The 25,150-nt window shown below is 48.7% G+C and carries 23 protein-coding genes; 4 read left to right on the plus strand and 19 right to left on the minus strand.

The window, feature by feature from the left end; all coding sequences use genetic code 11:
• Positions 1-86: 86 nt before the first annotated feature.
• The 4 genes from M0Q40_02645 to M0Q40_02660 all read right to left on the minus strand — a co-directional run bounded on the left by M0Q40_02645 (position 87) and on the right by M0Q40_02660 (position 4,111).
• Positions 87-1,559: a sulfatase gene (locus tag M0Q40_02645; protein ID MCK9221514.1), complete on the minus strand. Its 1,473-nt coding sequence runs from the start codon at positions 1,557-1,559 to the stop codon at positions 87-89.
• 416 nt (positions 1,560-1,975) lie between these two features.
• The gene (locus M0Q40_02650; protein ID MCK9221515.1) at positions 1,976-2,551 is read right to left on the minus strand and encodes a hypothetical protein; all 576 of its coding nucleotides are present in this window, start codon (positions 2,549-2,551) and stop codon (positions 1,976-1,978) included.
• On the minus strand, positions 2,544-3,152 hold the full coding sequence (locus M0Q40_02655; protein ID MCK9221516.1) for a 50S ribosome-binding GTPase: 609 nt from the start codon (positions 3,150-3,152) through the stop codon (positions 2,544-2,546). The genes M0Q40_02650 and M0Q40_02655 overlap by 8 nt, the downstream gene beginning before the upstream one ends.
• Positions 3,149-4,111 carry an AAA family ATPase gene (locus M0Q40_02660; protein ID MCK9221517.1) on the minus strand — a complete coding sequence of 321 codons (963 nt, stop codon included), beginning with the start codon at positions 4,109-4,111 and terminating at the stop codon, positions 3,149-3,151. Before M0Q40_02660 ends, M0Q40_02655 begins: the two co-directional genes overlap by 4 nt.
• A 190-nt stretch (positions 4,112-4,301) precedes the next feature.
• Between M0Q40_02660 and M0Q40_02665 the strand changes: the two genes are divergently transcribed.
• Entirely contained in the window at positions 4,302-5,234 is a 933-nt protein-coding gene (locus M0Q40_02665; protein ID MCK9221518.1) for an N-acetylmuramoyl-L-alanine amidase, read from the plus strand.
• Between the two features lie 193 nt (positions 5,235-5,427).
• Here M0Q40_02665 and speE read toward each other — a convergent pair whose 3' ends face one another.
• Entirely contained in the window at positions 5,428-6,267 is an 840-nt protein-coding gene (speE, locus tag M0Q40_02670) for a polyamine aminopropyltransferase (protein MCK9221519.1), read from the minus strand.
• Positions 6,268-6,643: 376 nt separating this feature from the next.
• On the minus strand, positions 6,644-7,021 hold the full coding sequence (gene speD / locus M0Q40_02675; GenBank protein MCK9221520.1) for an adenosylmethionine decarboxylase: 378 nt from the start codon (positions 7,019-7,021) through the stop codon (positions 6,644-6,646).
• A gap of 263 nt (positions 7,022-7,284) precedes the next feature.
• Between speD and M0Q40_02680 the strand changes: the two genes are divergently transcribed.
• A complete protein-coding gene (locus tag M0Q40_02680) occupies positions 7,285-7,896 on the plus strand; it encodes an FAD-dependent thymidylate synthase (GenBank protein MCK9221521.1) in 612 nt (203 codons plus the stop codon).
• A gap of 126 nt (positions 7,897-8,022) precedes the next feature.
• Here the strand turns inward: M0Q40_02680 and M0Q40_02685 are convergent, their stop codons facing one another.
• From M0Q40_02685 to M0Q40_02725, 9 genes are all read right to left on the minus strand, one after another.
• Entirely contained in the window at positions 8,023-8,277 is a 255-nt protein-coding gene (locus M0Q40_02685; protein ID MCK9221522.1) for a DUF1540 domain-containing protein, read from the minus strand.
• Between the two features lie 121 nt (positions 8,278-8,398).
• Positions 8,399-9,331, minus strand: a complete 933-nt coding sequence (miaA, locus tag M0Q40_02690) for a tRNA (adenosine(37)-N6)-dimethylallyltransferase MiaA (GenBank protein ID MCK9221523.1) — start codon at positions 9,329-9,331, stop codon at positions 8,399-8,401.
• Positions 9,318-11,069 carry a DNA mismatch repair endonuclease MutL gene (gene mutL, locus M0Q40_02695; GenBank protein MCK9221524.1) on the minus strand — a complete coding sequence of 584 codons (1,752 nt, stop codon included), beginning with the start codon at positions 11,067-11,069 and terminating at the stop codon, positions 9,318-9,320. The genes miaA and mutL overlap by 14 nt, the downstream gene beginning before the upstream one ends.
• Entirely contained in the window at positions 11,066-13,663 is a 2,598-nt protein-coding gene (gene mutS, locus M0Q40_02700; GenBank protein ID MCK9221525.1) for a DNA mismatch repair protein MutS, read from the minus strand. The genes mutL and mutS overlap by 4 nt, the downstream gene beginning before the upstream one ends.
• Positions 13,664-13,907: 244 nt before the next feature.
• Positions 13,908-14,279: a hypothetical protein gene (locus tag M0Q40_02705; GenBank protein ID MCK9221526.1), complete on the minus strand. Its 372-nt coding sequence runs from the start codon at positions 14,277-14,279 to the stop codon at positions 13,908-13,910.
• On the minus strand, positions 14,279-15,586 hold the full coding sequence (gene miaB, locus M0Q40_02710) for a tRNA (N6-isopentenyl adenosine(37)-C2)-methylthiotransferase MiaB (protein MCK9221527.1): 1,308 nt from the start codon (positions 15,584-15,586) through the stop codon (positions 14,279-14,281). The genes M0Q40_02705 and miaB overlap by 1 nt, the downstream gene beginning before the upstream one ends.
• 26 nt (positions 15,587-15,612) lie before the next feature.
• The gene (locus M0Q40_02715) at positions 15,613-16,740 is read right to left on the minus strand and encodes an anaerobic sulfatase maturase (GenBank protein MCK9221528.1); all 1,128 of its coding nucleotides are present in this window, start codon (positions 16,738-16,740) and stop codon (positions 15,613-15,615) included.
• An 11-nt stretch (positions 16,741-16,751) separates the two neighbouring features.
• Complete coding sequence (locus M0Q40_02720) at positions 16,752-17,138, minus strand: DUF134 domain-containing protein (GenBank protein ID MCK9221529.1); 387 nt, start codon at positions 17,136-17,138, stop codon at positions 16,752-16,754.
• A 607-nt stretch (positions 17,139-17,745) separates the two neighbouring features.
• Positions 17,746-18,087 carry a hypothetical protein gene (locus M0Q40_02725; protein MCK9221530.1) on the minus strand — a complete coding sequence of 114 codons (342 nt, stop codon included), beginning with the start codon at positions 18,085-18,087 and terminating at the stop codon, positions 17,746-17,748.
• 183 nt (positions 18,088-18,270) lie between these two features.
• Between M0Q40_02725 and M0Q40_02730 the strand changes: the two genes are divergently transcribed.
• Positions 18,271-18,612, plus strand: coding sequence for a LysM peptidoglycan-binding domain-containing protein (locus M0Q40_02730; protein MCK9221531.1), 342 nt, complete (start codon positions 18,271-18,273; stop codon positions 18,610-18,612).
• A 138-nt stretch (positions 18,613-18,750) separates the two neighbouring features.
• Complete coding sequence (locus tag M0Q40_02735) at positions 18,751-19,293, plus strand: hypothetical protein (GenBank protein MCK9221532.1); 543 nt, start codon at positions 18,751-18,753, stop codon at positions 19,291-19,293.
• A 61-nt stretch (positions 19,294-19,354) separates the two neighbouring features.
• Here M0Q40_02735 and M0Q40_02740 read toward each other — a convergent pair whose 3' ends face one another.
• The 4 genes from M0Q40_02740 to M0Q40_02755 all read right to left on the minus strand — a co-directional run bounded on the left by M0Q40_02740 (position 19,355) and on the right by M0Q40_02755 (position 25,141).
• Positions 19,355-20,098 (minus strand): hypothetical protein, encoded by a 744-nt coding sequence (locus M0Q40_02740; GenBank protein ID MCK9221533.1) that lies wholly within the window; start codon positions 20,096-20,098, stop codon positions 19,355-19,357.
• Positions 20,099-20,519: 421 nt separating this feature from the next.
• Positions 20,520-20,807, minus strand: coding sequence for a stage II sporulation protein P (locus tag M0Q40_02745; protein ID MCK9221534.1), 288 nt, complete (start codon positions 20,805-20,807; stop codon positions 20,520-20,522).
• 50 nt (positions 20,808-20,857) lie between these two features.
• The gene (locus M0Q40_02750; protein ID MCK9221535.1) at positions 20,858-23,062 is read right to left on the minus strand and encodes an S-layer homology domain-containing protein; all 2,205 of its coding nucleotides are present in this window, start codon (positions 23,060-23,062) and stop codon (positions 20,858-20,860) included.
• 42 nt (positions 23,063-23,104) lie between these two features.
• Positions 23,105-25,141: a cellulosome anchor protein gene (locus M0Q40_02755; GenBank protein MCK9221536.1), complete on the minus strand. Its 2,037-nt coding sequence runs from the start codon at positions 25,139-25,141 to the stop codon at positions 23,105-23,107.
• Between the last annotated feature and the right edge of the window lie 9 nt (positions 25,142-25,150).

A 25,150-nucleotide genomic window follows, 5' to 3' on the forward strand; every position in this document is an offset into this window, starting at 1 on the left:
GATCAATGCGCGCGAATTGCCTGATAACTTTTTCGATAGTTCCCAATACATATGATAATGTGCCTAACGTGCATAACCACTATTCCTTAACCTGGTTTTGCCATCTTAGTTGCGGAAGTGCTGAGCTCAAACATCCTTTGCTTTAGTAAGTCTCGAAACCCCTGTAAGATGGACTGATGGTCTTTGTCTTTATCATCCACTAAGTTTACCATCTGATAAGGATCGTTTTTGTTATCAAAGAGAAATTCTGCTCCATCAACGTACATGATAGCATAGGTATAGCGTTTGTCGCGCAGAGCTCGCCATTCGTAACCATCTTCCCACGCTGCAGTACAACCCATGCCTTGCATATAGGCTGCTTCAGGTTCAGGACCAGCTTCTCCCAAAATATAATGGCTCAGATCCATGCCCTCAACTGTATCAGGGACACTTAGACCCATAAGAGGTAGAAGCGTCGGCATGACATCCGGCGTGTTGAGACATACATCACTCACTTGACCTGGTACGTGATGTCCCGGATAACGCAAAAGAAACGGTACACGAATTGCTTCTTCGTAGAAAATGTTCTTTGCTCGTCGACCATGGGCACCAAACATTTCACCATGGTCCGAAGTGAAGACACAAATCGTATGATCACGTAACCCTAAGTCGTTCACGGCTTGAAGCAACCTACCGACATTCCAATCGAGGTTAGCTGTCATGGCATAGTAAACGCGTTGCCACTCATCCAACTGAGCGCGTTCAGCCGGATTGAGTCTAGCCCAAGGGTCGGCGTAAGGATCGTTCTCAGGTTTATAGTTAGGGGGAAAACCGAACTCTACATCCCGAAACATATCGTAGTATTGCGGAGGAACGTTTTCCTTATTCCAAGGATCATGCGGTGTTCCGTAGGACAAGAAAAGAGCGAATGGCTTGTCCGAATCTCTATGTCGTCTAAGTTGTTCGATGGCTAGATTGGTTTGCACATCGGGCTCATATCCTTCAACAGAAATGGGTGCGGGTGTATCGTGGTAGTATCTTGCCGTATAGTACTCATGCCAAAAGTTGTAGGCCGCCCAATAGCCATCAAATCCGAAACGATACAGGCCTGGAGGAGCAAATGCATTCTTTGGATCCCGATGGTTCCCCAATTCGTTTGCCCACAGATGCCACTTTCCGATATAAGCGGTATTGTATCCACCATCGCGCAAGACGTGGCCGAAGCACTTGTGGTTCGGATTTAGGCGAAGCTCATTGATGACCATCCCCGTGCTGCTGGAGTACTTTCCGGTAAATACGGAAGCTCGATACGGTGCGCAAACAGGACTTCCTGACACCGCATTACAGAAGTTGATACTCTCCCTGGCAAGACAATCAATGTTCGGTGTACGAGCACGTGCATTCCCTGCAAATCCACATGACGAAAATCGCAATTGATCAGCGAAAACATATATTAGGTTTGGGCTTTCCACACACTTATGATTCACTATGCCAATCCTTTCCTTGATGATATACAATCGATAGTGCAACGCGGTCCCAAGCTTAAGCACCATAGTTGGCATGAAAATAGTCAACTTCATGAATGCAGAGTCGCCTTCTGTGCAGTAATTTATTCCTTTCCATTATACCGCACTGATTGAAACGAATAACTACGTTCACCTTGCTCAGCTCCCTATTTAACAGAAATTGTGTCGACTAAACACCTGATATCGCAGTCCCCGTTACTCCATTCGAAGTTGCTCTCAACGTGATAACCTGGCTAGCAGTCCTCTGCAGTATGCTCGCACTCACAACTTGGTTCTGCATCGTACTCTAAGGACTCTCTTCCGTAACCACAGATAGGACAATAACCTTTTTCCAAGGCCTGTTTGCGTAGCTCCAATGGGCCATAGCAAACTCCATGTATGAAACCTTCCTTGAACCCGACTCTCCGCCCAAGGATGTAGCTGATCAGTATAGCAAAAAAGAGCAGTATAATCAGATATGTAGTGGCCATCTAGCTCAGCCTTTCTGGAGGAAAGTCCCCGGGTTGCCAGAGGTTGATCACTACCATAAGAAGCATTGCCCAGACCGTAACCATCCAGTCTGTATACACCCCAAGAATTAAGCAAAACCCACCAATAATCATGGCCTCGCCGAATCCTAATCGTTGAACCAGATTATCCCCCTGGTCAATATCCTGGTCTATGAGATCATCTAGGATCTGTACACAGGCAATCACGGCAAGGGAATTGAGTACCCGAACCCAGGGTAATAGCAGAAACTGAACAAGCATTAACACTAGGAATTCCTGGTACCCCACTAGATCCGTTGGTAGGCGATCCAATGGCGAAAATGCCATTCCCAAACAGTACGCGCTAAGAAACAAGGATACCGCGATGGAGGGTGCTCCCAGACTACCTAGAGCTAAGGCAACTAGGGCGTAAGGCAAGAGCCCTTCTTTTAGTACATGGTATATGTTTCCGTGCAGATCAAGGTCTTTGTCCAAATAGTCGTCCATCATCTTCACACTAACTCCAGTGGCCACGACCGCAGCCCCTACTCTAAAGAACTGACCTCCAATACTATGCATGTATGGCCACAAACCGTCTCACCTCGGCAAATCCTTGTTTTTTCAATGCAGATATGGGAATGATTGTCTGCCCTTGAAAGGTGGCTTTGATGCGTTCTAGCCCAAGGGCGGCACCATGCAAGTCCATTTTGTTGGCCAAAATCACATATCCTCTTTTTAGACGGGCATATTGGCACAGTTGTCGATCCACTTCGCCAATGGCCCCGTCGCTTCCATCAATGCCAACTGAGGATGCATCGATCATATGCAAGACTACCTGGGCATCACGAATTGCCGCAAGGGTTTGGGCCATAGCAGCTCTAACCTGAGGATTAGCATGAATGCCCTCAATCAACCCTGTACTATCTAGCAAAATCAGCTGTTTTTCGCTTTTCCCCTTACGTAGACGGATAGTAAAGGCTTGAAGGCAACGGGTCTGATGGGGACTAATACTAGTCAGTGAATCGATTGCTTCGTCTTTACGGTATATTTGTACGTGGGCACGACCTTCGGGATAGGTTGATACGATCTCTAGGTCATTAATACCAAGGTAATCAGCGAAATTGATCGCAAAGAGGGTTTTACCTACGTTCGCTTTTCCTAGGATAATGCATTGACTCATTGAGTCACCGCCTCGCCAAGATCCTCTACCGTAATCAGCATTAGATCCTCTCGGGTGATGCTTTCTTGTTTAACCAAGCGAACCGCCTGGCGTCTGATGGCTCCTTCAATCAGATTGCGAACCGCCCGGGCATTGCCGCTGGTCTGCTGCTTATTGATTTCCTCCGCAAAGGTCCAAAGCCGAGTTTTGGCGGAATCGCTCAGTATATACTCCCGCTCCTTTAGCATAAGTTGGGCAATCTCCATTAGTTCCGCAGGTGTATAGTCCGGAAACTGAATATGCAGCGGAAATCGGGAACGCAGTCCCGGATTGGTGCGCATAAACCGGTCCATTTCATCACGGTAGCCCGCTAGGATCAAGATCAACTCGGATTTGTGGTCCTCCATGGCTTTAACCAACGTATCTATGGCTTCTTTACCGAAATCCTTATCTCCCCCCCGTGCTAGAGAGTAGGCTTCATCTATAAACAAGATCCCACCCATGGCTTTTTTGACCTGCTCTCTGGTCCGTTGGGCAGTGTGTCCAATGTACTCCCCGACTAAATCAGCCCGTTCTACTTCCACTAGGTGCCCTTTAGATAATACATTCATCTCCCGAAACATCTTCCCCAGTATCCTGGCTACGGTAGTCTTTCCGGTCCCTGGGTTTCCCCTAAAAATCATATGCAAAACTAGGCTCTTACAGACCAAACCCTCTAGCTCGCGTCTTTGTTGGATCTCAATAAAGGCCTTGATCTCCCTAACTAGCACCTTTACTTGACTCAAGCCAATTAGCTGGTCTAGTTCATCCATGATCTCTGTTAAGGTCTCTTGTTTAGGTTCTTCCTTTATCTGTGGCACTACAATGGCCCGCTCCCACTGGGACAGGCGGGATAAAGCAGTGGTTGGTGTGAGAATACCTGCTTCAACCAAATCAAAGATCTGTCTTGGATCCGAAGGCTGGGTAATGCGTTCTTTCATCGGACTCTCTCCTAGGTATAAGCTAGATCCCCTACTTCTGATCAGTATACGCACAAGACGCCCTGGGTGTTACCGTTCCCCCGGCATAACTTACCACAAATTTCTGAAGGATTCATTATAGGTAAAATCGAAATAATTACGAAGTATTTGATTCAACAGTGAAATGTTGGTATTGAGGAGGGTTCCATCCTTGAGAAGAAGACTCCTATGCTTGTGTATCGGTGCCCTAGTTCTAACCGGTTGTCAGTTTGTGCAAAACCCCGGTGCAGTATCAGTTATTGGCCGCATCCAAGATGGGGTAGCGGGCACCGCTCTAAACGGATATCTAGTAATCCAAGACGGCCAGGGTCAATGGCTAACCGAGCAGTCCATCAGCGAAGGGTACTTTCGTGTTACAGGACTGACTCCGGGCATCTACAGGTTACGATTCATTGTCGACGGTTACCAAGAAAAGACTGTGGAGATTAGCTTGGAGCAAAATACTTATCTTGATCCTATACAACTTACCCCAACCACTCCATCGAAACCGGATCCATCATCTCCTTCCCTAACCATTGTACTAGATCCTGGCCATGGAGGAACAGATCCCGGAGCAGTGGCTTGGGACGGACCTCGTATGGTGCGAGAAAGCGATATTAATCTGGCGATTAGCGAAATCCTTGCTTCCCAGCTGCGTTCTGCAGGTCACCACGTGGTCATGACTAGAACCTCAACAAACAATATAGAAAGAACTCTTTCTGAACGGGCGGCGATGGCCGACTGGAACAAAGCAGACCTGTTTATCAGTATCCATGCCGATGCCAGCCCCACTAATCCATCGGCCCGGGGCAGTAATTCTTACGTTTACTGGGGAGCACCCCAAAGGACCACAAGGCTTGCCTATCTACTCCAAATACACCAGGAGCAGACCACCGGTCGCAGTCCCAACGCGCTAGGCCGAGTGATCCAACGGGGATTTACCGTCACCCATCAGTCCCGGCCAGCAGTGCTTGTGGAAACCGGCTTTATGACAAATACCCAGGAATTGACCCTTCTGCAAACCCATAGCTTTCAAGAGAAAATCGCCCAGGGCCTGTTCCAAGGGATCATAGCTTGGGCAAGGGAACAAGGGCTAATCTTCTAAGCCCTTGTCCTGGTTATCATTAGTAGTTCCCTTATTCACTTGGCGGTAAGAATCGCGGTAATCCGGACAAAAAGAGACCACCCCCGGTGCTGGAAAGTTGTCCTTGTTCGAACCTCGTACCAGGCTTATCCGATAGCGTGCAGTACCTGGTAAGATGGATTTTGCTAATAACAACGGGCCTAGAAGCGCTTATTCACTTTCCGATACCGGCGATAATCTCTTGGACAAAGGGCGGCAACGTGAAGGCCGCTTCGTGTATCGCCGGGGTATAGTAGCGGGTGGCGAAGGGCAACTCTTGTCGGATCGGTCTTGTGGGGTCATACACCTTTGAAGCGATGGAGAAGCTCCATAGTCCATTGGGATATGTGGGAACATTGCATAGATACAACTTCACAATGGGAAATACCCCGCGTAAAGCACCTTGCACCCGCCTGATCGCTTCGGGTTCGGTCCATGGCGATTCGGCCAGCGTCACCAAGATGCCATCGCTCTTCAACGCATTATGCACTGACCTATAGAACTCTTGAGAAAACAAACCCACAGCGGCCCCAACGGGATCAGTCGAGTCCACAATCACCACATCGTACTCTTCCTTAGCCTGGGCCATATGCTTAATCCCGTCCTCAATACGGACCTTTGCCCGAGGATCGTCTAGGCCACAGCTAATCTCAGGCAAGAACCGCTTACTCGCTTCCACCACTGCCCCGTCAATCTCGATTAGCCTGACCTGCTGCACCGATTCGTGTTTGAGTACCTCCCGTACGGTTCCTCCGTCCCCACCGCCAACTACGGCAACGCTCTGTGGGTTGGCATGGCTGTTCAAAGCCACATGGGAAATCATCTCATGATACACGAACTCATCAACCGTTGTAGTTTGTACAATACCATCTAATAACAACACCCGTCCAAACTGATAGGTATCCACCACGTCAATCTGCTGGAAGGGACTTTTCTCCCTGTAAATTGTCTCTTTCACCCTCAGGGACAATTTAAGGTCGGCAGTCTGCTTCTCAGTAAACCAAAGCTGTGTCAATCACTTCACTCCTTAATATCATTGGGGAACAGCTACGAAAGCACATCCCACCCTTTGTACTTTGTATTCTTGCGTTTACTCTGATTTCTGCAAGTTCGAGTTCCCGAATCAGGAAACCCTCCCAACACACCATTTCGGAAACCCAGTGCTTGGTTTCTTCCTTTGTACACGTCCGGCCCATCAGGAGTGATGAGCTAGTACTTTCCTAGGCACTAGGTAAAAGAGAGCCCGGTATCGGGCGCTGAAGGTAGTATGCTGCTGACGCGAACCAAATGCCGACTCCCGCAGTCAACAAAAGGCATCTGGCGGTGTTGTTCCTTCGGCAGTCGGGCCACCAAAGTGTATGTCCTTGGCGTAGTCAGCATTTTCTCTTTCGTTACGAGATCTTTCTCTGCAATTCTTTATCAAAAATACCTCGTCTAACTTCCTGTGCGGTATAGTTCGATGTACCAAACTGTTCCAGGATAATACGGCAAATATCCCACGGGTCCACATTATCGCCACAGGTAAAAACATCTAAGGCCGCGTATCCATACTCCGGCCAGGTATGAATGGCTACATGTGATTCGGAAATCACAACAACACCACTCACTCCCTGTGGACTAAACTGATGGAAGGCAACCTCTCTTACATCAGCACCGGCTTGGATAGCGGCCTCTACTAAGACCTTCTCCACCATCTTTAAACTGTCTAAAGTTTCAAACCTGCAACCGTAAGCTTCACATAAAATGTGACGCCCCAGAGCATTCGTCATTTCCCAGCCCCCTTAAGTATGAAATTGCAAATCTGCTTCAGAACAGCAGGACAGATATATTCTAGCAGTTTTTACCCAGAAGTCAAGAACCATTTGCGTTGTCTCGTGCTTGCTCCTGCAAGCTCCCCTTCTCTTTGAAATACTAGCCGTTCCATACCAGACTAATAAAGCAACTGCCAGCCCTGACAGATTATTCAGTGCAGGACTTTGGTCTAAAGATCACGAATAGCAATCTGTAATTCTAACTACTTGGAGGGAACGCATTGTTCGAGATCAAGTTAATTGAACGACCACTTCTGGATACCGCCATTGCCGCTTTGTACATATCTAAGGGGAATGAAGACAACATATTTGACGACTCTGGGCAGGTCATTATTGACGACAAACGTTTAGCCGCTTTAGAAAAATGGGGATTTGAAAAAGGCCACAGTCAATTGCTTAAGTTCGTAACCTGGTCATGGCTCATTACCGGGCTGGGACGGGGCTCTTACGATGATCTTCGCACCCACGGCACCTTCTCCACCTTCATTGCCAAGAGTACCCGCTACTGTAAGACCTTTCAGGTGGCTCCCTGGTATGCAAAACACTATACCGAAGATGAACTCCAAAGGGATCTGACTACGTTAAAGTTTATTCAGAAGCTGGACAGTAAGCCCGATGTAGTCCGAGGACATTTTCCTTTAAGCGTTGACACACCGTTTATCATTAAGACCAACCTTCTGCATTTTTGTCATATTATTGAGACTAGAAAGGATCACGCCCACCCTGAGATCATATTACTCTTAGGAGAGCTACTTGATGACCTAGCTCGTTCCTGCAACGAAGGTACTTGGATTGCGGAATGCATCGAAAAACACGTATACAAGCCCTGCTAGTTAAAAGGAATCGAGTAGGTGAAATTGATTGCTACTCGATTCCCACGGACACTCAAAACTAAGGTTGTGCGGTCAGCAGGATTGCTCTGTCATGCAGTCGTCAAAGTCGATGACCGCCGAACAATTTCAGTTCCACCCTTTGTGTGTCACCCGATCTTGGCGGGCATGGGGCGCCCCTTTGGCAATAAATGTTTGACAGCAGGTTTCTATGCTAGTATCCGCTGGGGTTGACACTGTAATTGATGATGCTGGGGACTCGTAGATGTCAACACCACTATCTACAATAGCATCGGAGGTCACAATAATCTGGGATGCCCGGCAGATATTGCCTTGGGTCCAGTAATGACAATTGTCGACACTACACCGAATCCGTTCGTCCATGGTACCCCTCCTTTCCCGGTAACGGTCAGTAATAATCTAACCATTTGTGGGTATTTTAATCTCGGCGATTGCTCACCAAGGAAGGAGAGGGTTACCAAAGGTACCACAAGGACAACAATCACTAGTCCCCTTGGAAGCGCAGAAATGAGTCCACAATTAGGGCCACCGCGTTCTCGGTACCACCGACCTCATCGAGGTCGATCCACTGGATGCGGGGATCCCGCTTAAACCAGGTGTACTGACGTTTGGCATACCTGCGGGTATCCCGTTTAAGCAGCCTGACTGCCTCATCAAAGGAACACTCACCGAATAAGTAGCGCCACAGTTCCTTGTATCCTAGGGCCTGCATACTGGTCACGCTAGGGCCGTAATCCATGAGGCTTTTTGCCTCTTCTAGTAAGCCTGCATCGATCATCTGGTCTACCCGCTGGTTGATTCTTTCATAAAGACGTGGTCTTGGCATGGTCAATCCGAAGAAGCAAGCCCGGTAACGGGGATTTTGCGCCTTTGCTTTTTCCTGATGGAGCGAGATAGGTTTTTTCGTATCATAGTAGACCTCTAAGGCCCGAATCACCCTTCTAATGTTGTTCGGGTGAATCTTCCTTGCAGCCACGGGATCAACTTGGGTAAGACGCTGGTAAAGTAGGTCCGGACTGTTTTCGGCTACTTTCTCCAGACGACGACGGGTTTTTGTATGACTCTTGTCAGGGAACAAGAATCCATCAACAAGGGCGGTAATGTATAGGCCTGTTCCCCCGAGGATAATAGGGATCCTACCTCGACGGGATATGTCTTGGATGACCACATCGGCCAGTTCCTGATAAGCCGCGGCGCTAAACTGTTCCCAGGGATAAACCACGTCGATTAGGTGATGTGCAACATCCGATTGTTCTTCTTTTGTGGGCTTTGCTGTACCGATATCCATCAGTTTGTAGACCTGCATCGAGTCAGCGGAGACTATTTCACCACCAAGCCTTTTGGCCAGCATCAATCCCGTTTTGGATTTCCCCACTGCCGTAGGACCCACAATAACTAGTAACTTAACGCCGGGCAAAGCTCTTTTCGACCTCCTTACGGGACAGCTCAAGAATGGCTGGTCTCCCATGGGGACAAGTATAGGGGTTTGCTGTTTTTTTGAAGTTTTGCACTAGACCTTGCATCTCCGTCGGCTGAAGCCTATGATTGGCTTTAATGGCAGCTTTACAAGCAATACTGCTTAGGGCCTGGTTCTCCCAATCGTCCTCCTCCTCGATTTGCCTGAGAATCTCCTCCACGGTGGCTTCAATCTCCCCCGGAGATGTTCTAAGCATTTCCAATGCCACAGGAATCTCCTGTAGTAAAAAGGATGACTGTCCGAAGGGCTCCACCTTAAATCCAAGCCTTTCCAGTTTTCCACGATGCTCATTGATTAATTCACCCTGTGCTAAGGGCAGTTCAAGGGGGATTGGGACCACTAAAGCCTGCCTTGCTAGCCCTGAGTCCACCGACGCCGCCCACTGGGTCTTTAGTTTATCGAAGTTGATTCGCTCCGCAGCAGCATGCTGGTCAATTAACCAGAAGCTCTCCTCATCAGCCATAAGAATATATGTATCCCAGAGTTGACCAATAATGTGTATATCCTCTACTACAGACTCATCTTGAATCCTAGGAATGCCTTCCCAGGACGGCGTATCCGCCATGCGCTCTTGCCGGGGAGTATAGCGAGTAGCAGTTCCATAGTCCATCGCTGCTTGGGTCTGCTGCACCGGTCTTGCTTGATGATATATCGGTGTCCGTTCGATCTCGAAGGGTTGAATTAGCTGGTTTCGCTTGAAAACCCCTTCCAGCGCCGTAATAACCAACCGGAAAATCATGGATTCATCCTTAAACCGGACTTCCGCCTTGGCGGGGTGTACATTCACATCCACTAGATCCGCCGGTACACTCAAGTTGAGAACCACCACCGGAAAGCGTTTGGTCGGCAGAAACTCACGATAGGCCTTCTCGACAGCGGCTAAGATCAGCCGATCCTTAACCCATCGGTGATTGACAAAGACTGTTTCGTAATTGCGGTTTCCCCGGGCAATCTCAGGTCTCCCCACCAAGCCTGTCAACCGGTAAGGACCTAGGCCCTGTTCCACCCACAGCATGTTCTCCGCCACTTCGGCACCATACACCGCAAGTACAGCGTCTTCCAGCTTGCCAGTGCCCTGGGCTAGCAGCACCTGTTCATCATCCATCACTAGCTTAAAGGCGATCTCCCCGTTACTTAGGGCTAAGTTGGACACCAGATCTATAATATGACGTCTTTCTGTGGCAGTAGTCTTAAGGAATTTGTACCGGGCCGGGGTGTTATAGAATAGGTTGTTCACCATAATGGTGGTACCCACAGGGTAAGCCTGATCCCGGTGGGCAGTGAGCTCTCCCGCCCTGAGTTCCAGGAAGGTACCGATTTCCTCATCCACATGCCGGGTCAACATCTGGATATCAGAGACCGCAGCAATGCTAGGTAGCGCCTCCCCCCGAAAGCCCAAGGTCTTAATACAAAACAGATCCTCTGCACCAGTAATCTTGCTTGTGGCATGGCGCTGCCAGGCTAAAGGGGCATCGGCGCTCCGTATTCCGTGCCCATCATCCTTGATCTGAATCAGTTCCTTCCCGCCTTGCCGACAAGTAATCTCTATCCGCCCTGCCCCCGCATCAATGGCATTTTCCACCAACTCCTTGACCACAGAAGCCGGTCTTTCCACCACTTCGCCCGCGGCAATCTTATTGGAAACATCAGTACTTAGTTGCTCAATTCGTTGACTCATTGTTTTCCTCCAAGGGTACGCCTTGCCATCTCCTGTAGCCGGAACAATGTGTTTAACGCATCAATGGGCCGCATCTGGTTTAAATCCAAACCGCTTAGTTCCTCCACCAATGGATCCCGTTGGTAAAACAGGCTAAGCTGCGCCACTGGTTCACTAGCTGCCGCTACTTCCTTACTGCCCGGGGCCTTCCTCTCCAGGTTCTTCAGCAGCTTCCCCGCCCTTGTTAGCACTTCCTCCGGCAACCCCGCTAGACGGGCCACCTCGATCCCATAGCTTTTGTCCGCACTTCCGGGTACTATGGAGTGCAGGAACACCACCCTTTTTCCTTCCTTGGCCACGGCTACTCGGAAATTCGCCGCCCGCTCTAGTTTGTCTGTTAGCTCCGTTAACTCATGATAGTGGGTAGCAAAAAGTGTCTTAGCCCCAATCCGGGAATGAATGTACTCACTAACGGCCCAGGCAATGCTTAAACCATCATAGGTAGATGTTCCCCGGCCAACTTCATCAAGAATGATCAGGCTTTGCTCTGTTGCATTGTTAAGGATGTTGGCTACCTCGGTCATTTCCACCATGAATGTCGATTGCCCTGTCCCTAGATCGTCTGAGGCCCCCACCCGGGTAAAAATGCGATCTACAACGCCGATGTGGGCTTCATTTGCGGGGACGAAACTGCCAATCTGTGCCAGCAAAACCGCAAGGGCCACCTGCCGCAGGTATGTACTCTTTCCTGCCATATTCGGGCCAGTCAGAATAACATACTGTTGTTTACCATTGAGATCTACGTCATTGGGTACGAAGGTCTGGTTCTTTAGAAGTCTTTCCACCACCGGATGTCGGCACTCTTTTAGTGTAATCCGGTCACTATCATCCACCACCGGACGGCAGTAGTCGTGTTCCACCGCCACCTGGGCAAATCCAGTCAACACATCGAGCTGGGCGATAACCGCGGCTGTATGTTGGATCCGGCTTACTTGCTCCGCAACCATGCTGCGGATCTCCACAAAGAGAGTATACTCAAGCTCCATGAGGCGTTCCTTTGCACTGAAAATCTGAGTTTCCTTGCTCTTCAGCTCAGGGGTAATAAAACGCTCACTATTAACAAGGGTCTGCTTGCGAGTGTAGTCCTCGGGAACCAGATGCAAATTCGCCTTGGTCACCTCAATATAATAACCAAATACCCGGTTGTGCCCCACCTTAAGAGATTTAATCCCAGTCCGCTCTCGTTCCTGTTGCTCAAAAGCGGCCACCCAGTCATCCCCTGCCGCGGCTAGGACTCTCAATTCGTCAACTTCAGCATTGTACCCCGTCTTGATCAAGTCGCCTTCTGTAATACTAACCGGGGGATTGTCCCCAATGCTGGTTTCCAGGAGTCCGTGCACGTCCTCTAGAGGATCAATGGTCCCTCCAAGGTCAGCCAATAGGCCCCCTGCTTCCATTAGATTCGCGATGAGGCTAGGCAGTTGTTTTAGGGATTCGCAAAGACTTAACAGATCCCGTCCGTTGGCAGAACCACAATTGACTTTTGCCGCTAACCGCTCTAGGTCATAGACCCTTCGAAGTAGGGAGCGGACCCTCTCCCGCAGGCCCATATCCTGAACTAACTGCTCCACTAGTTCCTGGCGTCGATTAATGTCATCTTGATCAATCAATGGCTGATTAATCCACTTGGCGAGGGTTCTTGCCCCCATGCTGGTTGAAGTTCGATCAATAGCCCATAGCAGGGAGCCTTCCTTTTTCCCCTCCCGCATGGTCTGGGTCAGCTCCAGGTTACGTCTGGTAGCCCGATCCAACAACATATGTTCCGCTGTATTATACACCCGCAGTGAGGTAATATGACCAAGGCTCTGTCGATGGTTATCCTGTACATATAGTAACAAGGCACCTGCTGCCGTAACTAGTAGGGGTTCATTGCCACATCCAAATCCAGCGAGGTTTTGTACTTCAAAGTGATCTAGCAAAGCCTGTTCACCCCGGCTACCACTAAATAGCCTGGCTTCATCCACACTAAAACGTCCCCGCCAGTTCGGCGGCAAAAGGTCCACCAATCGGTCCAAGGTCTCCTTGCTATCTACCAATCCTTCGGCGGGGTTAAGTCGATAGAGTTCATCTATTAGCGTCCCAATCCCCATCGATTCCTGGATAGAGCAGGCCGCGTACTCCCCTGTGGAGACATCTACATAGGCAAGTCCGAAACCTAAGCTGCTGCCACATACGGCGATCAAGTAATTGTTCTGGTGCTCATCTAACAGTTCTTGCTCATAAATCGTACCCGGTGTGACCACCCTAGTTACTTCCCGCTCCACCAAACCCTTGGCTTCCTTCGGGTCCTCCACCTGATCACAGATGGCCACCTTGTACCCTTTCTCCATCAATTGAGCTAGATAACGATCCACAGCGTGGTAGGGAACACCACACATCGGGATGCGATTGCCCTTGCCGCTTTCCCTAGAGGTGAGGGTGATCTCCAATTCCTTTGACGCCAAAACGGCATCATCACCAAACATCTCATAAAAATCACCCAACCGGAAAAACACTAAGGCGTTAGGGTGTTGTTGTTTAATCCTATTGTATTGACGCATCATTGGTGTACTCATTCACATTTCGCCAGAGGATCCCAAGCCCAGTCAAGCTGGCGTTCCTCCCTTCAAAAGACCCTTCCTTAGCACAGGATTCAAGGCTCAAAGATCACCTAGACGGCCAACTCATGAAGATACTATCCAGCAATGTTGCCAGTCAGTCTTTAAAGCCGTACCGTCTCATGTCCATGCCCGGATGGCCTTGTTCCTTGAAAATATAATTTTCGTTAGAGATAGATGAAAATCCTGCCAAGTGATCCACTCAGTAGGGGAAGTCTTCAGGAAGGGCCTCTTCTTCCCAGTAGGGCTTACGACCAATAACCCGGTAGATCTCTTCTTCAACATTTTCCACCGGGCGAGATAGGTCTGGCAGCTTGGTGAGGCTTTCCTGGGTCACATAGGTATAGACCCGGTTATCCTCTATGTCACGTACGGCGTCACTAGGGACGATCAGATGCTTGCCACTTTCCTGGCAGTAAACGATGAAATAACGGATGGTATACATGTCAACTTCTATGATCTGACGGACAATCCGTCCCAACACACGCCCCTCAGCGCTGACCAGTTCCGACTGCCACAGATCACGGTTTTTTGTCTCTAAAAGCCTTCGTTTCGCACCAGTCTCCTGGTTCATCAATCGGCCTCCTCTAAGGCACCCTCTAGGTGCCAAGTCCCTGCACCTACGACTTTGATCACAACTTCCTTTCCCCACAGGTTTTGGTCACCGGGAAATAGCACAAGCTTGTTAGTCCGGGTTCTGCCCGAAAGCTTTTTAGCATCGTCCTTGCTCGTTCCTTCGACCAAGACTGTTTGTCGTGTACCAATTAGCTTTTGGTTCTTCTCAAAGCTAATCTGATTCTGCACTTCGATCAACCGACTAATCCGATCTGACTTGACTTCATCGGGTACCTGCCCTTTCATCGCAGCGGCTTTGGTGTTTTTTCGGGGTGAATAGATAAAGGTAAAGGCACTATCAAATCTGATCTGTTCTACGGCGGATAGGGTATCCGCAAAATCCTCCTCGTCTTCTCCGGGAAAACCCACCATCAGGTCCGTGGTCAGACTAATCTGGGGGACCTCGCTTCTTATTCTTTCCACCAGTTCCAAATAGTATGCCCTGGTATACCTGCGGTTCATCGCCTTCAGAATCCGATCACTTCCTGCTTGTAGTGGCAAGTGCAAGTGCTCACAGACCTTCTCCAGTTGCCCTAAAGCTTTAATCAATTGGGGTGAGCAGTCCTTAGGGTGACTGGTCATGAACCGAATCCGGCAAATCCCGGGGATGTCATCTAATGCCCCTAGCAGATCCGCAAAGGAAGGCTGGCCCACAAGGTTTTTCCCATAGGAGTTGACATTTTGCCCAAGCAATGTGATCTCTTTAATCCCCGCATCGGCCAGTTGCTTGACTTCATCTATGATATGCTCCACCGGTCGGCTCCGTTCCCTACCTCGGGTGTAGGGAACTATGCAATAGGTGCAGAAATTGTTACAACCGTGGATCACATCCACCCAAGCCTTAAGTTTATCCTCTCGGAAAGTAGGATGAATGTATACTCCATCACTTTTATCCCAAACCTCAATGACTCTCTCCCCGGCAAGACAGCGTTTTAACAGTTCTGGCAAACGGTGGATGTTATGGGTACCGAAAATGAGATCCACATGGGATAACCGTTTGATAATCACCGGTAGCTCTGCACTTTGCTGAACCATACAGCCACAAACACCGATCAAGCGACCGGGTTTTTCCCTTTTCCAAGCTTTTAGTCCACCTACTTGCCCGTAGAGCTTACGTTCCGGATTCTCCCGGACACAACAAGTGTTATAGATCACAAGGTCAGCCTCATCAAGTTCTTGCGTAAGAGTATGACCACATTGGATTAAGTAACCTGCAATCTTCTCAGAGTCATGAAAATTCGCTTGACAACCTAGGGTAACAGTCATGAATTTCAACTTATACTACCCCCATTTTATCTTCCCTGCAATCGCCAACTCAATCGCCGTGCAACCTCTTGAATGGTGGGTTCTGCGTATTGGAAAAACATTTGAAATCCCGGGCAAAATACGTCCAAGTTCTTCTGTCCTGAGTGGACAGGTTCCTTGCGGCGGCGACAACCGCCATGGCACAGATAGTACCAACGGCATTTCCTACAATCATCATGTATAAGGTCCAAGGAGGAGCGAACGAATTCCTTTGCCGCAGGTGACCTGCTAAGCTCCACCAAGGAAGCTTCATTGATGTTTCCCATATACCAGGCATCGCTGACATAGAAATCGCAAGGATAAACCCCACCGTCGGCCTCGATCACAAACTGAATGCTACAGTGCCCCTGCTGGTCGCATGCTTCGGGAGGATAGCCTAAGGCCATTTGAATCAGGTTATCAAAATACCTAATACTAACAGGCCGGGTGCTTTCTAGGTCCTTTACATATAAGTTAAACAACACACACAAGAATCTACCATAGTCCTCGGCACTCAAGGAAAAAGACGTCTGTTCCCCATCTAAGGCATCCAAACAGGGAATAAACTGCAAGTAGTTAAAGCCTTGTTTTTTCATGAAATTATAGATCCTTTGGGGATGCCGGGCTACGGTGGAGTTTACCACACTGAGAATATTAAACTCTACTTGGTAACTCTCCAGCACCTGGGCAGCGTTCATAACTTGTCCAAAGGTACCCCGACCATGGATATCCTTACGATGCAAATCATGGATCCTCTTCGGGCCATCTAATGATAAACCAACCAGGAAATCATGGTCTTTCAAAAACTTGGCCCACTCTTTATCTAGAACAATCCCATTGGTCTGCAGAAAGTTCTTTACTTGCACACCCCGGGGTCTGTATTTCTCTTGTAGCTCAATCAGTCTCTCATAAAACGGTAGACCGGCTAGGGTTGGCTCTCCCCCTTGAAACGCAAAGCCGCAGTACCCGTCAGCAAACTCAAAAGCCCTTTTTACCAAATTCTCCAGAGTCTCTATCGACATGGTCCCGTAGTTGGGTGTTGAGCGCATGGCTGCAAGCGAATGGTAGAAACAGTAATCACAGCGCAGATTGCAGCTACTAGAGGCCGGCTTAATTAGTAGATTAACTGCAGGCATCCTAATCCTCCCTAGCGTTTGTTCCGTTCAATACTGCTCCCACCCCCAGGTCCAGCTTGGCCCCTTCTGCCAAACTGATGCCGGTGGCCTCTGCCACCACTAGGAGGAGAGTAACGATAGGTTCCTCCGGACACCCGCAACGCTTTTCCATCAATGATAGCATTGGCTGTTTTTTCTCGGGCACTGGTTAGAATCCTTTGAAAGGTGGCGCGGGATATATGCATGCTTGCCGCACAGGATTCCTGATCTAGTTTTTCCACATCCTTCAGTCGCATAGCCTCTACTTCTTCAACGGTCAAGACAATCTCTTCTAGTTCCTTGGCAGGAATACCCGCAGGTTTGAAATAGGTAGCATGGGGAACAAATTCTACTCTACGAACTTTTGGCGGTCTAGCCACAAAATCACGTCTCCAACTGAGTTCTCTACACGCTAATTATACTGCGTCTGTGCTCCCTGGTCAAACTCACAACCAGATCCCTGCCAACAGGATAAGTCTTCCCCATACAACAATCAAGTCGTCGTATATACATGCTAACACGCCGACTCTCACATTGGAGAGAGCAGAGAAGATAACTGGATATGATCTAAGTATGCTATTTCCGCCATGGAACAACCCAATTAAGTACCATCACACCTTTTCCTGGAGGTTATGGAGCCTTCTGGTACCCAGACTGCTGTGTCTATCATCCGATTACTAGACTACCTTCTAATAGAAGTTCAAACCATATGATTCACAATAGCTAAGCAGCTTGAACGGAGGGCGGGAAAACGTTGCCCACACCCCTTGTTTCCATGAAAATTGCATACCCTTAACCTAGGCTATTCAGAGCGGAGATAACCGACGTTCGGACCCACTATGAACCAAAAGACACCTCCACGCTGCTTTGTAAGCAACGCGCCTTGGACTGGCGACCAATTCCAGGGTATCCCATTGCCAATTACTTAGCCTCTCAGCAACATACGTCCGCACACCATCTAGCCTTTCAATAGTAAGGATAACGTCCTTATACCGTTCCCCCATAGTTCTCTATGACTGTTTTAATCTGGTCAAACTGGGCATCGTCTATCACCACGGTCAACAGATAGGTAGGTCCAAGCAGATATGAACTACTTAAGCCACTCTCTGTTGTCTGAGTCCCGTCTAGAACGTCAGCACTACCTACTCCTTCTAAAGAATTAATGCCACCACTGAATAAACCACCTCGGTAGCGCATGGGATCTTGTTCATAGAGACTAACTCGATCCAAGCGCACATCCAGGATGCCCTCCTCCTGTAATCGCTGTAAGGCCGCCGCCGCGTTGTTCTTTGAACTGAAGTAACTAAGAATGGATTTTTGACCTGCCACCGTTGCATCCTCCTTCCTTTAGTACTATAATTCCCAATAGTGGAAGAGTGGATACCACAGGCTAGGTGTTATCGTTGCCCAATTTGACTAGTTGCTGCTTGAGGTCCCCACACTTACCACAGGACTTTTCTCTGTTAACGGCGAATTAACAGATAACTGTAGTAATTAAAGGAGGTCTAGGCAATGCGCAAATTCACCTTTGCTGCAATGATGCTTGTAATTGTATTAACCCTATGTTCTACTTTAGCGGCCGCCGCGGTCCGCACCTATCAGGTTAAGGCCGGTGACACGCTCTACTCAATCTCTTTGCGTACCGGGGTCTCTGTTTCAGAGCTTATGCGTCTGAACAATATTACCAACCCTGATACGCTATCCGTTGGTCAAGTACTAGTACTCGACCAGGGACTTCCCCAAAACGGACAGACGGGCAATGACGACGGGCTTTTGGGGAGTCTGTGGAGTTGGACCCAAAACTATGGATGGATCGGTATCTTTCTCCTTCTAAAGTCCGTGGGGATTCTCTAAGACTCCGACGACAGGGCTTTTGCACGCCCTGTCATCCTTCTTTACTTTTTTCTCGGCATAAAAGCTGGTAAATCGGCACATAATCTAAATGAACTTCCAAATATCCTACTTTCAAACGAAGAAGGGGGAGCCTACATAATGTCCTTTGGAGAGGCGAATCAGACTTGGTCCACCAAGGAACTAAGCATTATTCAAGACTGTGTCCGAGAAGCGGTACAACAGGGTCTACCCAAAGCCGATGGATTCCGTAAGGCCCATGAATTTCTGCCCAATCGTACCTTAGCTGGCATTACAAACTGCTACTACACTAAGTGTGTGAAAAAGGAGCAAACACCGGAGCAATCGGAACCAGCCATGGAGATCCTGAATCTTTTGCAGGATCTTAAAGACCAGCTTAGCGACGTTGAGGCACGACTAAGCAAACTGGAAGGTCACCATGGCAGCACCAATTGGTCTCAGGTACTCAGTGACCTTGCTACAAGTCTGCAGGACTATGACAAAGTCAAGGAAGAAACGGCCCAGTTACGGGAGCAACTAGAGCACGGTTTAGATACAGAATTGATGGAGGAGCTTAACGAGATTTATCAACGATACTGTATTCAGCAAGTGATGAGCCTTCAGGAGCTGAAGACAAGATTAGGGAATATCCTCCAAAGGGACAAAAGCCAGCAGGCCTCTTAGGCAAGCGGGCTTTGCCCGCTTAAGGCCCTGTTAGGCACGCTTGGGTATACTCCCTTTTGAACTAGTTTTTCTGCAAAGACTGCAAACTCCGATAATCATGACTATTAACCATCTCAATAATCTCCTGGTTGAGCACCCGCACAAAAGTACCCTTCATCCCAAGGGATCTTGATTCGAGGATGTTGGCCGAACGGAGCTTCTTCAGAGCATTGACAATGACCGATCTGGTAATTCCCAATTCAGCAGCAACCTCGCCAGCAACAAAGAAACCTTCATAGTTGACATCTAAACAGGTGAAGATCTTCTGCAATGTAATAATTTCTGAATACGATAGGGCTTGTAAAGCCTTTCGGGCCTGGATTCTAGCCCTCAATTTGCTCTGCTCCACCCCTGCCAATTCCTTGCCCAACAATAAGCCCAGGACTCCCCCCATGTATTCCGAGATCAACTCATGCTTTTGCGTGATCTTATTAGGCAAAGACACTACACACAACGTGCCTACGGCAGTACCCCCATACTTCAGTGGATTCACTAGAGTATCTTTGCCGGACACCAATTCTTTATATACATGGATACTAGCATACTTGTCGAGCAGTTCTAGAATAGTACCCTCCGCTACCCATTGTTCTTCCACCAAGCTGATATCATCTTGCTGACAGAAGCCTAGTAGGTTACCTTCATCGTCAACTAAGTACACGTTGCACTCAGGAACAACCCGTCCAAATACTTCAACTAATTGATCATAATTAGCAGGGAGTATTTCAGTGTGGAAGTAATCAATGAGAGGGCGCAGATATTTCTCCATGGGACATCCCCTCTCCTATCATGACCTAGTTTTCCAGTCCATCTGTTCCCAGCTGGCAGAACTAACGGGCACCTCCTTACGCTGGAGCGACGCCCTTACTACTATGCATAAACCCCACCTGAACGTGAGGGTTCTTTACTGCATGCCTACCACCACATGTAACGAAGCCTAGATATGCCCTTTAAATACCCCCCTGCCACATTCATTTTTTACCTCCGCATACCCTAAAGCGCAGGCCTCACTGATCCCGGTTTCCTCAACGCTACAGTACGCGTAACTGACCCAAGTATCCACTGTTAACCTACAGAAACAACTTTTGCCAATATAATCTCAGTTTACAATTTTTTTCTTCTAAATTATACCTGTAATATCCTTAATTGTCAACTAACGACGGAGCCGTTAAGCGGACTGAGGCTCAAGATCACACGTCTTCTAGTATCTCCTCCCGAATAAATCGTGCCTTTGCTCGATTCCCTTTAACCTCCACCACTCGATATAGTCTATTGTCCCCGGTAATCAGTTCATCACCAACCCGCACCGTTACCTCTGTATACATAAGGTACTTTGCATCGACCTCATCAACGATTACGTAATAGGGTGGCCTGTTAATTGGATTAGGAGGGATTTCCTCTATGGGCAAGACTCCCCCAAGAAACAAAGCTCCAAAAAGCAAAATGAGCAGGATTATGGAAAATATGAAGCGCTTCAACACTTTCTACCTCCCACTTTATCCTGCCCATTTGCTTGAGGTTCAATGTGTTACTTTATCAAAGCTATAATCAAGCTTAGCACTGCCACTAATTGCATGGTCTTGACCTTACCTTCCAGGGCTTCCACATGAGCATTACTAGTCTGACGATAACTAGTAAACTGCTGAGTTAAGTTCTCCAACTTATCCACTAACTGACTTTCACTGATCCGGTAACCGGATACGTGGGCGGCAACTTCCTCAGCTAGATTAGTGTTCAAGTACTCAATCTGAGTACCTAGATCCTCCACCCGACTGCTTAGGCCTTTAATCTCCATCTGCAGCTTTGCTTCCGATCCAGCAAGTTCCTGGATCCGGCGCCGCTCCATTGTCTCTAGATTGCTTGATACATTGCTGTCAAGTTTTTGGTGATCCGCAAGCAATGATTGGAGATCGCTCTCGAGAACATCGTACTTTTGTGAAATAACCTCCAACTTGGCAGTTATACTACTCTGACCGTCTTCAAAGTCGGTACCAAGTAGGCCTAGTTCCAGTCTTGTCTCCGCAAGTTCCTGCTTTAGTACGCCTAGTTGTCCCTCGAGATCAGCCAATTTTGCACCTTGATCACTAAGTGCACTTTGGTGTTCAAGAAGGCCTTTGTTGATCCTCTCATCTTCCCTTTGCAGCGCCGTAATCGAATCCTCCAACGCAACCAATCGCTGTGTAAGAGTAGCTTCTGCGTTGGCTTGCCGCTCGGTTAGTCTTTGGTGATCATCGGCTAGCAAATTGAACCGATCTGTCAATTCCCCAAGGAGCTTCTCCTGTTGACTTAGGGCTGCCTGTTGTGCTCCAGTGTATTCCTGCAAAGCTGCTAACACCTGATCCCGTTCGCTTAGAGCCTCTTCAATCTTGTCAATTTCCCCCTGAAGCTGTGAGGTCACCTGCTGCAAATTGGTCAAAGCCGCATCTTGTTGCTCCAACAGCGAGCCATGTGTGGCAAGCAAATCCTGCAAAGCCAACAGGGTCTGCTTGTGTTCCCCCAAGGATAATCCATGGGTTGAGAGGGTTTTCTGAACGGTGTCTAGGACCTTATTATGTTCCTCCAACGACTTGCTTTGGGCATCAAGCATTTTCTTAAGCTCATCCCTGGTTCCACTGAGCTGACTGGACAAATCTGGTTGCAGGACCCCCACAACATCCTCCAGAGTATATAAATTAACCTGCAACTCACCTAGTATTGCAGCTGTCTCCTCGGCATTTCGCCCCAAAAGCTCCCTCAATTCTCCTAAGCCATCGGTCAACTCCAGGATCTGCCTTTGACGATCCTCGATTTCCTTCTGCATCAAATCATCTAGCTGGGAAAGGTTTAGATCCATCTCCAGCGATCGTTCTTCTAGTTCGCTAATTCGCCAGGACATTTCCTTGACTGAATCCCGCAAACTGGTGACGTCCGCTTGTATCGAGTCCACCTGGCTGTTCAAGCTAGCAAGGTCACTTTCGGATAGCCCCAAGCGAGTAGCAAGACCGGTATTCTCCTCTGTCAGAGTCCCCATCAAACCTTCAAGACGATTTAGGGCTTTTTGAACGTCGTCTGCATACTGTTGTTGCTGGACATTTAGCTTCTCCAGTCCACCCTGGAGATCCGAAGTGCTAACCCCCATGGCTACAGCGTTGTCTTGGAGCAATGCCACATCCTGCTGAATTTTGTCTACTAGCTGGGTTTCCTGGCTAAACTCCACTAATAGGCTGGCGACCGTCGTAGAAATAACCGTTAGCTCTTCTTCTAGTTGACCCTTTGTCACCAGTTCCCTTTCAATACGCTCTTTAAGCTCCACAGTTCTATTATCTAAAGCATGGATCCCCAAAAGGGACTGATTAATACTCTCATCTAGGGATACCGTAAGCTTCTCCACACTTTCCATGCGGTCAAGGAGCGCTTGGCGATCCTCATACCACCGGACTAGATCCTCACGGAACTCCGTAGACAGGCGTTTTAGCAGCACTAGATCTTCCTCAGTAAGTCCAGTGGGATCCTTTGCCGCCTTCTCAATCGCAGCAGCTATAACACTGGCTAGAGTATACCGGTCAACGGAATCATTGCCCCGGAAGGTCCCGTCTTCGAAAACAGGGATAATGCCCGCATCAACAAGCTGTTTGATCGCATCGTAGGCCCAGTGGCCAGGATCTACATCCTTAAACTGCCGAACCTGTGCTCCGCATGTGGCGGAAAATGTTAAGATCATTACTACTAGGACCAATACTCTCTTAGTCCGCATAATCAAGCTCCCCCTTACCGGAATCTATTTACAAAACTAATGTCAATTCACCGGTACCATAGTGATGGTCTGCGGAAGGGCCAATACATCGACTGGGTTACCCGCACCATCAATTACCTTTACTTCTTCCACCGCTATCTTTGTCGTCCCCGTTCCAACAGCAATAAAACGCAGTCGCACCAAGCTCCCAGAGGTGTTCCCTATGGCTCCGAGGGGGCTTCGGTCCCCTTCAATGCTCACAACACCATCAACGATGTTGTTCTTCAGCACAGCCCAGTGAAGCGGTGTGCGTCCTCCCTCACTCACATCAGTAAAGAGGGTGCCCCGTTCAACACCACCGGGCAGCAGACTCAACATAGTTGGATCGTAGGTTACAGACACCCTACCACCAAAAAAGCTTCCAATATCGTCTGCCATGACCTCCACTGTAACGAAGTCCCCTGGCGCAACTTCTTCACAGCTGTTTACGTAGACCTTAGGAAGCAGATCCTCAACATAGAGTTGGCCCGACAGCGTGGCATTGGTCGCATTGGAGGCTCGTCCCACAAAGGAATAGAAGTAACGAATCTTTCCTTGGTCATCCTTAGCCTTGTAGGCTAGATTAGGTCGCACAAACCAGCTAAGTGAAACCGACTCACCCGGCGTAAGGTTGCCTAAGTATTTCTCCTTCGTCTCCTTGTTTGCTAGCTGCAAAGTGGGACCGGTGAAATCAACCCAGACATTGTTTGCCACAAATCCCCCGTTATTGGTAACAGATACGACCACTTCATATAGACCTACTCCGCCGGAAAATCCCACAAGGCGCGGTGGTTGGGCCTCAACCTTCAGTCTTGGTGGTGGAATAACGGTAATCCCCCGGGTAACCGAGTTGGGATCGGTATTAAACGAACGGAGACGTACCGTGAAGAAAAGCTTATCCCCTGCAATTTGTGGATCAGGCTTCACTAACCAGTAGGTTTGTACCGTATCATGGACCGGTAGATCCCCTAATTCCTTTTGCAGTGAACCTGATTGTAACGTAAGCCCCGCTGGCAGCTCAAGGGTGGCCACAACATCCTTAGCAGTCGTCCGTCCGGTATTCTGGATATAGGCAACAATAGAGAATGGCTCTTCGTCTAAAGAGGGTACAACACTGGCAGGTGCTGTAACGCCCAGTGAGAGTTCCCCGGGTGCAATGGTGATGCCCCCTAAACCATAGTAAGTAACGTACTCGATCTCCTCACCCGGCCCGACGGTAACTGGATCCCAGAAAAGCGCCATGGCACTATCTTGTTCCCAATCACCAGCCCGGGTAAAATCTCGTCCTGGGTAAAACTCAAAATCCCACGGGCCATCGGCCAAGTCGCCCCAATTACTAAAGTACACCCGATCAGGTGTGGTGATGTCTGCTCCACTGAGGGTACCCTGAGCCATTACAGCCGGTTCAATCAAGGAATCAAATGCTTGCCAAAACTGAGGCATATCATCGGATGAGTAGAAGGTATCACTCTTTATCGCCTCATCCCCAATTCGGAAAGGTGCTCCGTCATTGGTCCCAAGCATTGTATCTAACATGATTCGTAGCCCCAGCCTTATTGGATCCTGCCCCTCATTAACCACCTGATATGAAATCCGCGCCGTATCCTCCAGCCCCGTGGTTGAACTTCGGGCAAAACTTAAAGTCTGGGTGACTAATGCGTCTGGAAAAGCATAGGTGGTAATGATGGCTTCGCCGTTCTTGTCAATACGCGGACCATCAACTAGGGCCCCGAAACGGACATCTCTGCCGCCCCGGCGATAGGATGGTCCTCCAAAGACATAATCAGTTCCATTAATCTGGACCGTCGTGTATGAAGTACGCGGCCGTTCTTGCCCAAAGAGTAGTTGCTTATTCTGATCATCCGCCCTAGTGGGATCACCCCCCGTAGTACTTAAGGAAAACCTTGCCATGCCCTCCTCGGACAGGTTAACGAGAATAGCAATGTAGTCGTTCTTAAGAACCAAAGTCTCCGGTAAGTTATCCCAAAAGGATGAACCATAGACCGCAGCTGTAACCATCAGAAGAAACACGCAGCTAAGTAGCACAACCTTACGTGGCATTCAACTAAC

This window comes from Limnochordia bacterium (assembly GCA_023230925.1).
Classification (GTDB): domain Bacteria; phylum Bacillota; class Limnochordia; order DUMW01; family DUMW01; genus JALNWK01.

Coding starts and splice junctions, on each gene's coding strand:
- M0Q40_02715 (MCK9221528.1), bottom strand. CDS start 16,740: ATGCCTGCAGTTAATCTACTAATTAAGCCGGCCTCTAGTAGCTGCAAT.
- M0Q40_02740 (MCK9221533.1), bottom strand. CDS start 20,098: ATGGAGAAATATCTGCGCCCTCTCATTGATTACTTCCACACTGAAATA.
- speD (MCK9221520.1), bottom strand. CDS start 7,021: ATGACGAATGCTCTGGGGCGTCACATTTTATGTGAAGCTTACGGTTGC.
- mutL (MCK9221524.1), bottom strand. CDS start 11,069: ATGAGTCAACGAATTGAGCAACTAAGTACTGATGTTTCCAATAAGATT.
- mutS (MCK9221525.1), bottom strand. CDS start 13,663: ATGAGTACACCAATGATGCGTCAATACAATAGGATTAAACAACAACAC.
- M0Q40_02705 (MCK9221526.1), bottom strand. CDS start 14,279: ATGAACCAGGAGACTGGTGCGAAACGAAGGCTTTTAGAGACAAAAAAC.
- M0Q40_02660 (MCK9221517.1), bottom strand. CDS start 4,111: ATGAAAGAACGCATTACCCAGCCTTCGGATCCAAGACAGATCTTTGAT.
- M0Q40_02650 (MCK9221515.1), bottom strand. CDS start 2,551: ATGCATAGTATTGGAGGTCAGTTCTTTAGAGTAGGGGCTGCGGTCGTG.
- M0Q40_02755 (MCK9221536.1), bottom strand. CDS start 25,141: ATGCCACGTAAGGTTGTGCTACTTAGCTGCGTGTTTCTTCTGATGGTT.
- M0Q40_02750 (MCK9221535.1), bottom strand. CDS start 23,062: ATGCGGACTAAGAGAGTATTGGTCCTAGTAGTAATGATCTTAACATTT.
- M0Q40_02685 (MCK9221522.1), bottom strand. CDS start 8,277: ATGGACGAACGGATTCGGTGTAGTGTCGACAATTGTCATTACTGGACC.
- M0Q40_02645 (MCK9221514.1), bottom strand. CDS start 1,559: ATGAAGTTGACTATTTTCATGCCAACTATGGTGCTTAAGCTTGGGACC.
- M0Q40_02730 (MCK9221531.1), top strand. CDS start 18,271: ATGCGCAAATTCACCTTTGCTGCAATGATGCTTGTAATTGTATTAACC.
- M0Q40_02655 (MCK9221516.1), bottom strand. CDS start 3,152: ATGAGTCAATGCATTATCCTAGGAAAAGCGAACGTAGGTAAAACCCTC.
- miaB (MCK9221527.1), bottom strand. CDS start 15,586: ATGACTGTTACCCTAGGTTGTCAAGCGAATTTTCATGACTCTGAGAAG.
- M0Q40_02735 (MCK9221532.1), top strand. CDS start 18,751: ATGTCCTTTGGAGAGGCGAATCAGACTTGGTCCACCAAGGAACTAAGC.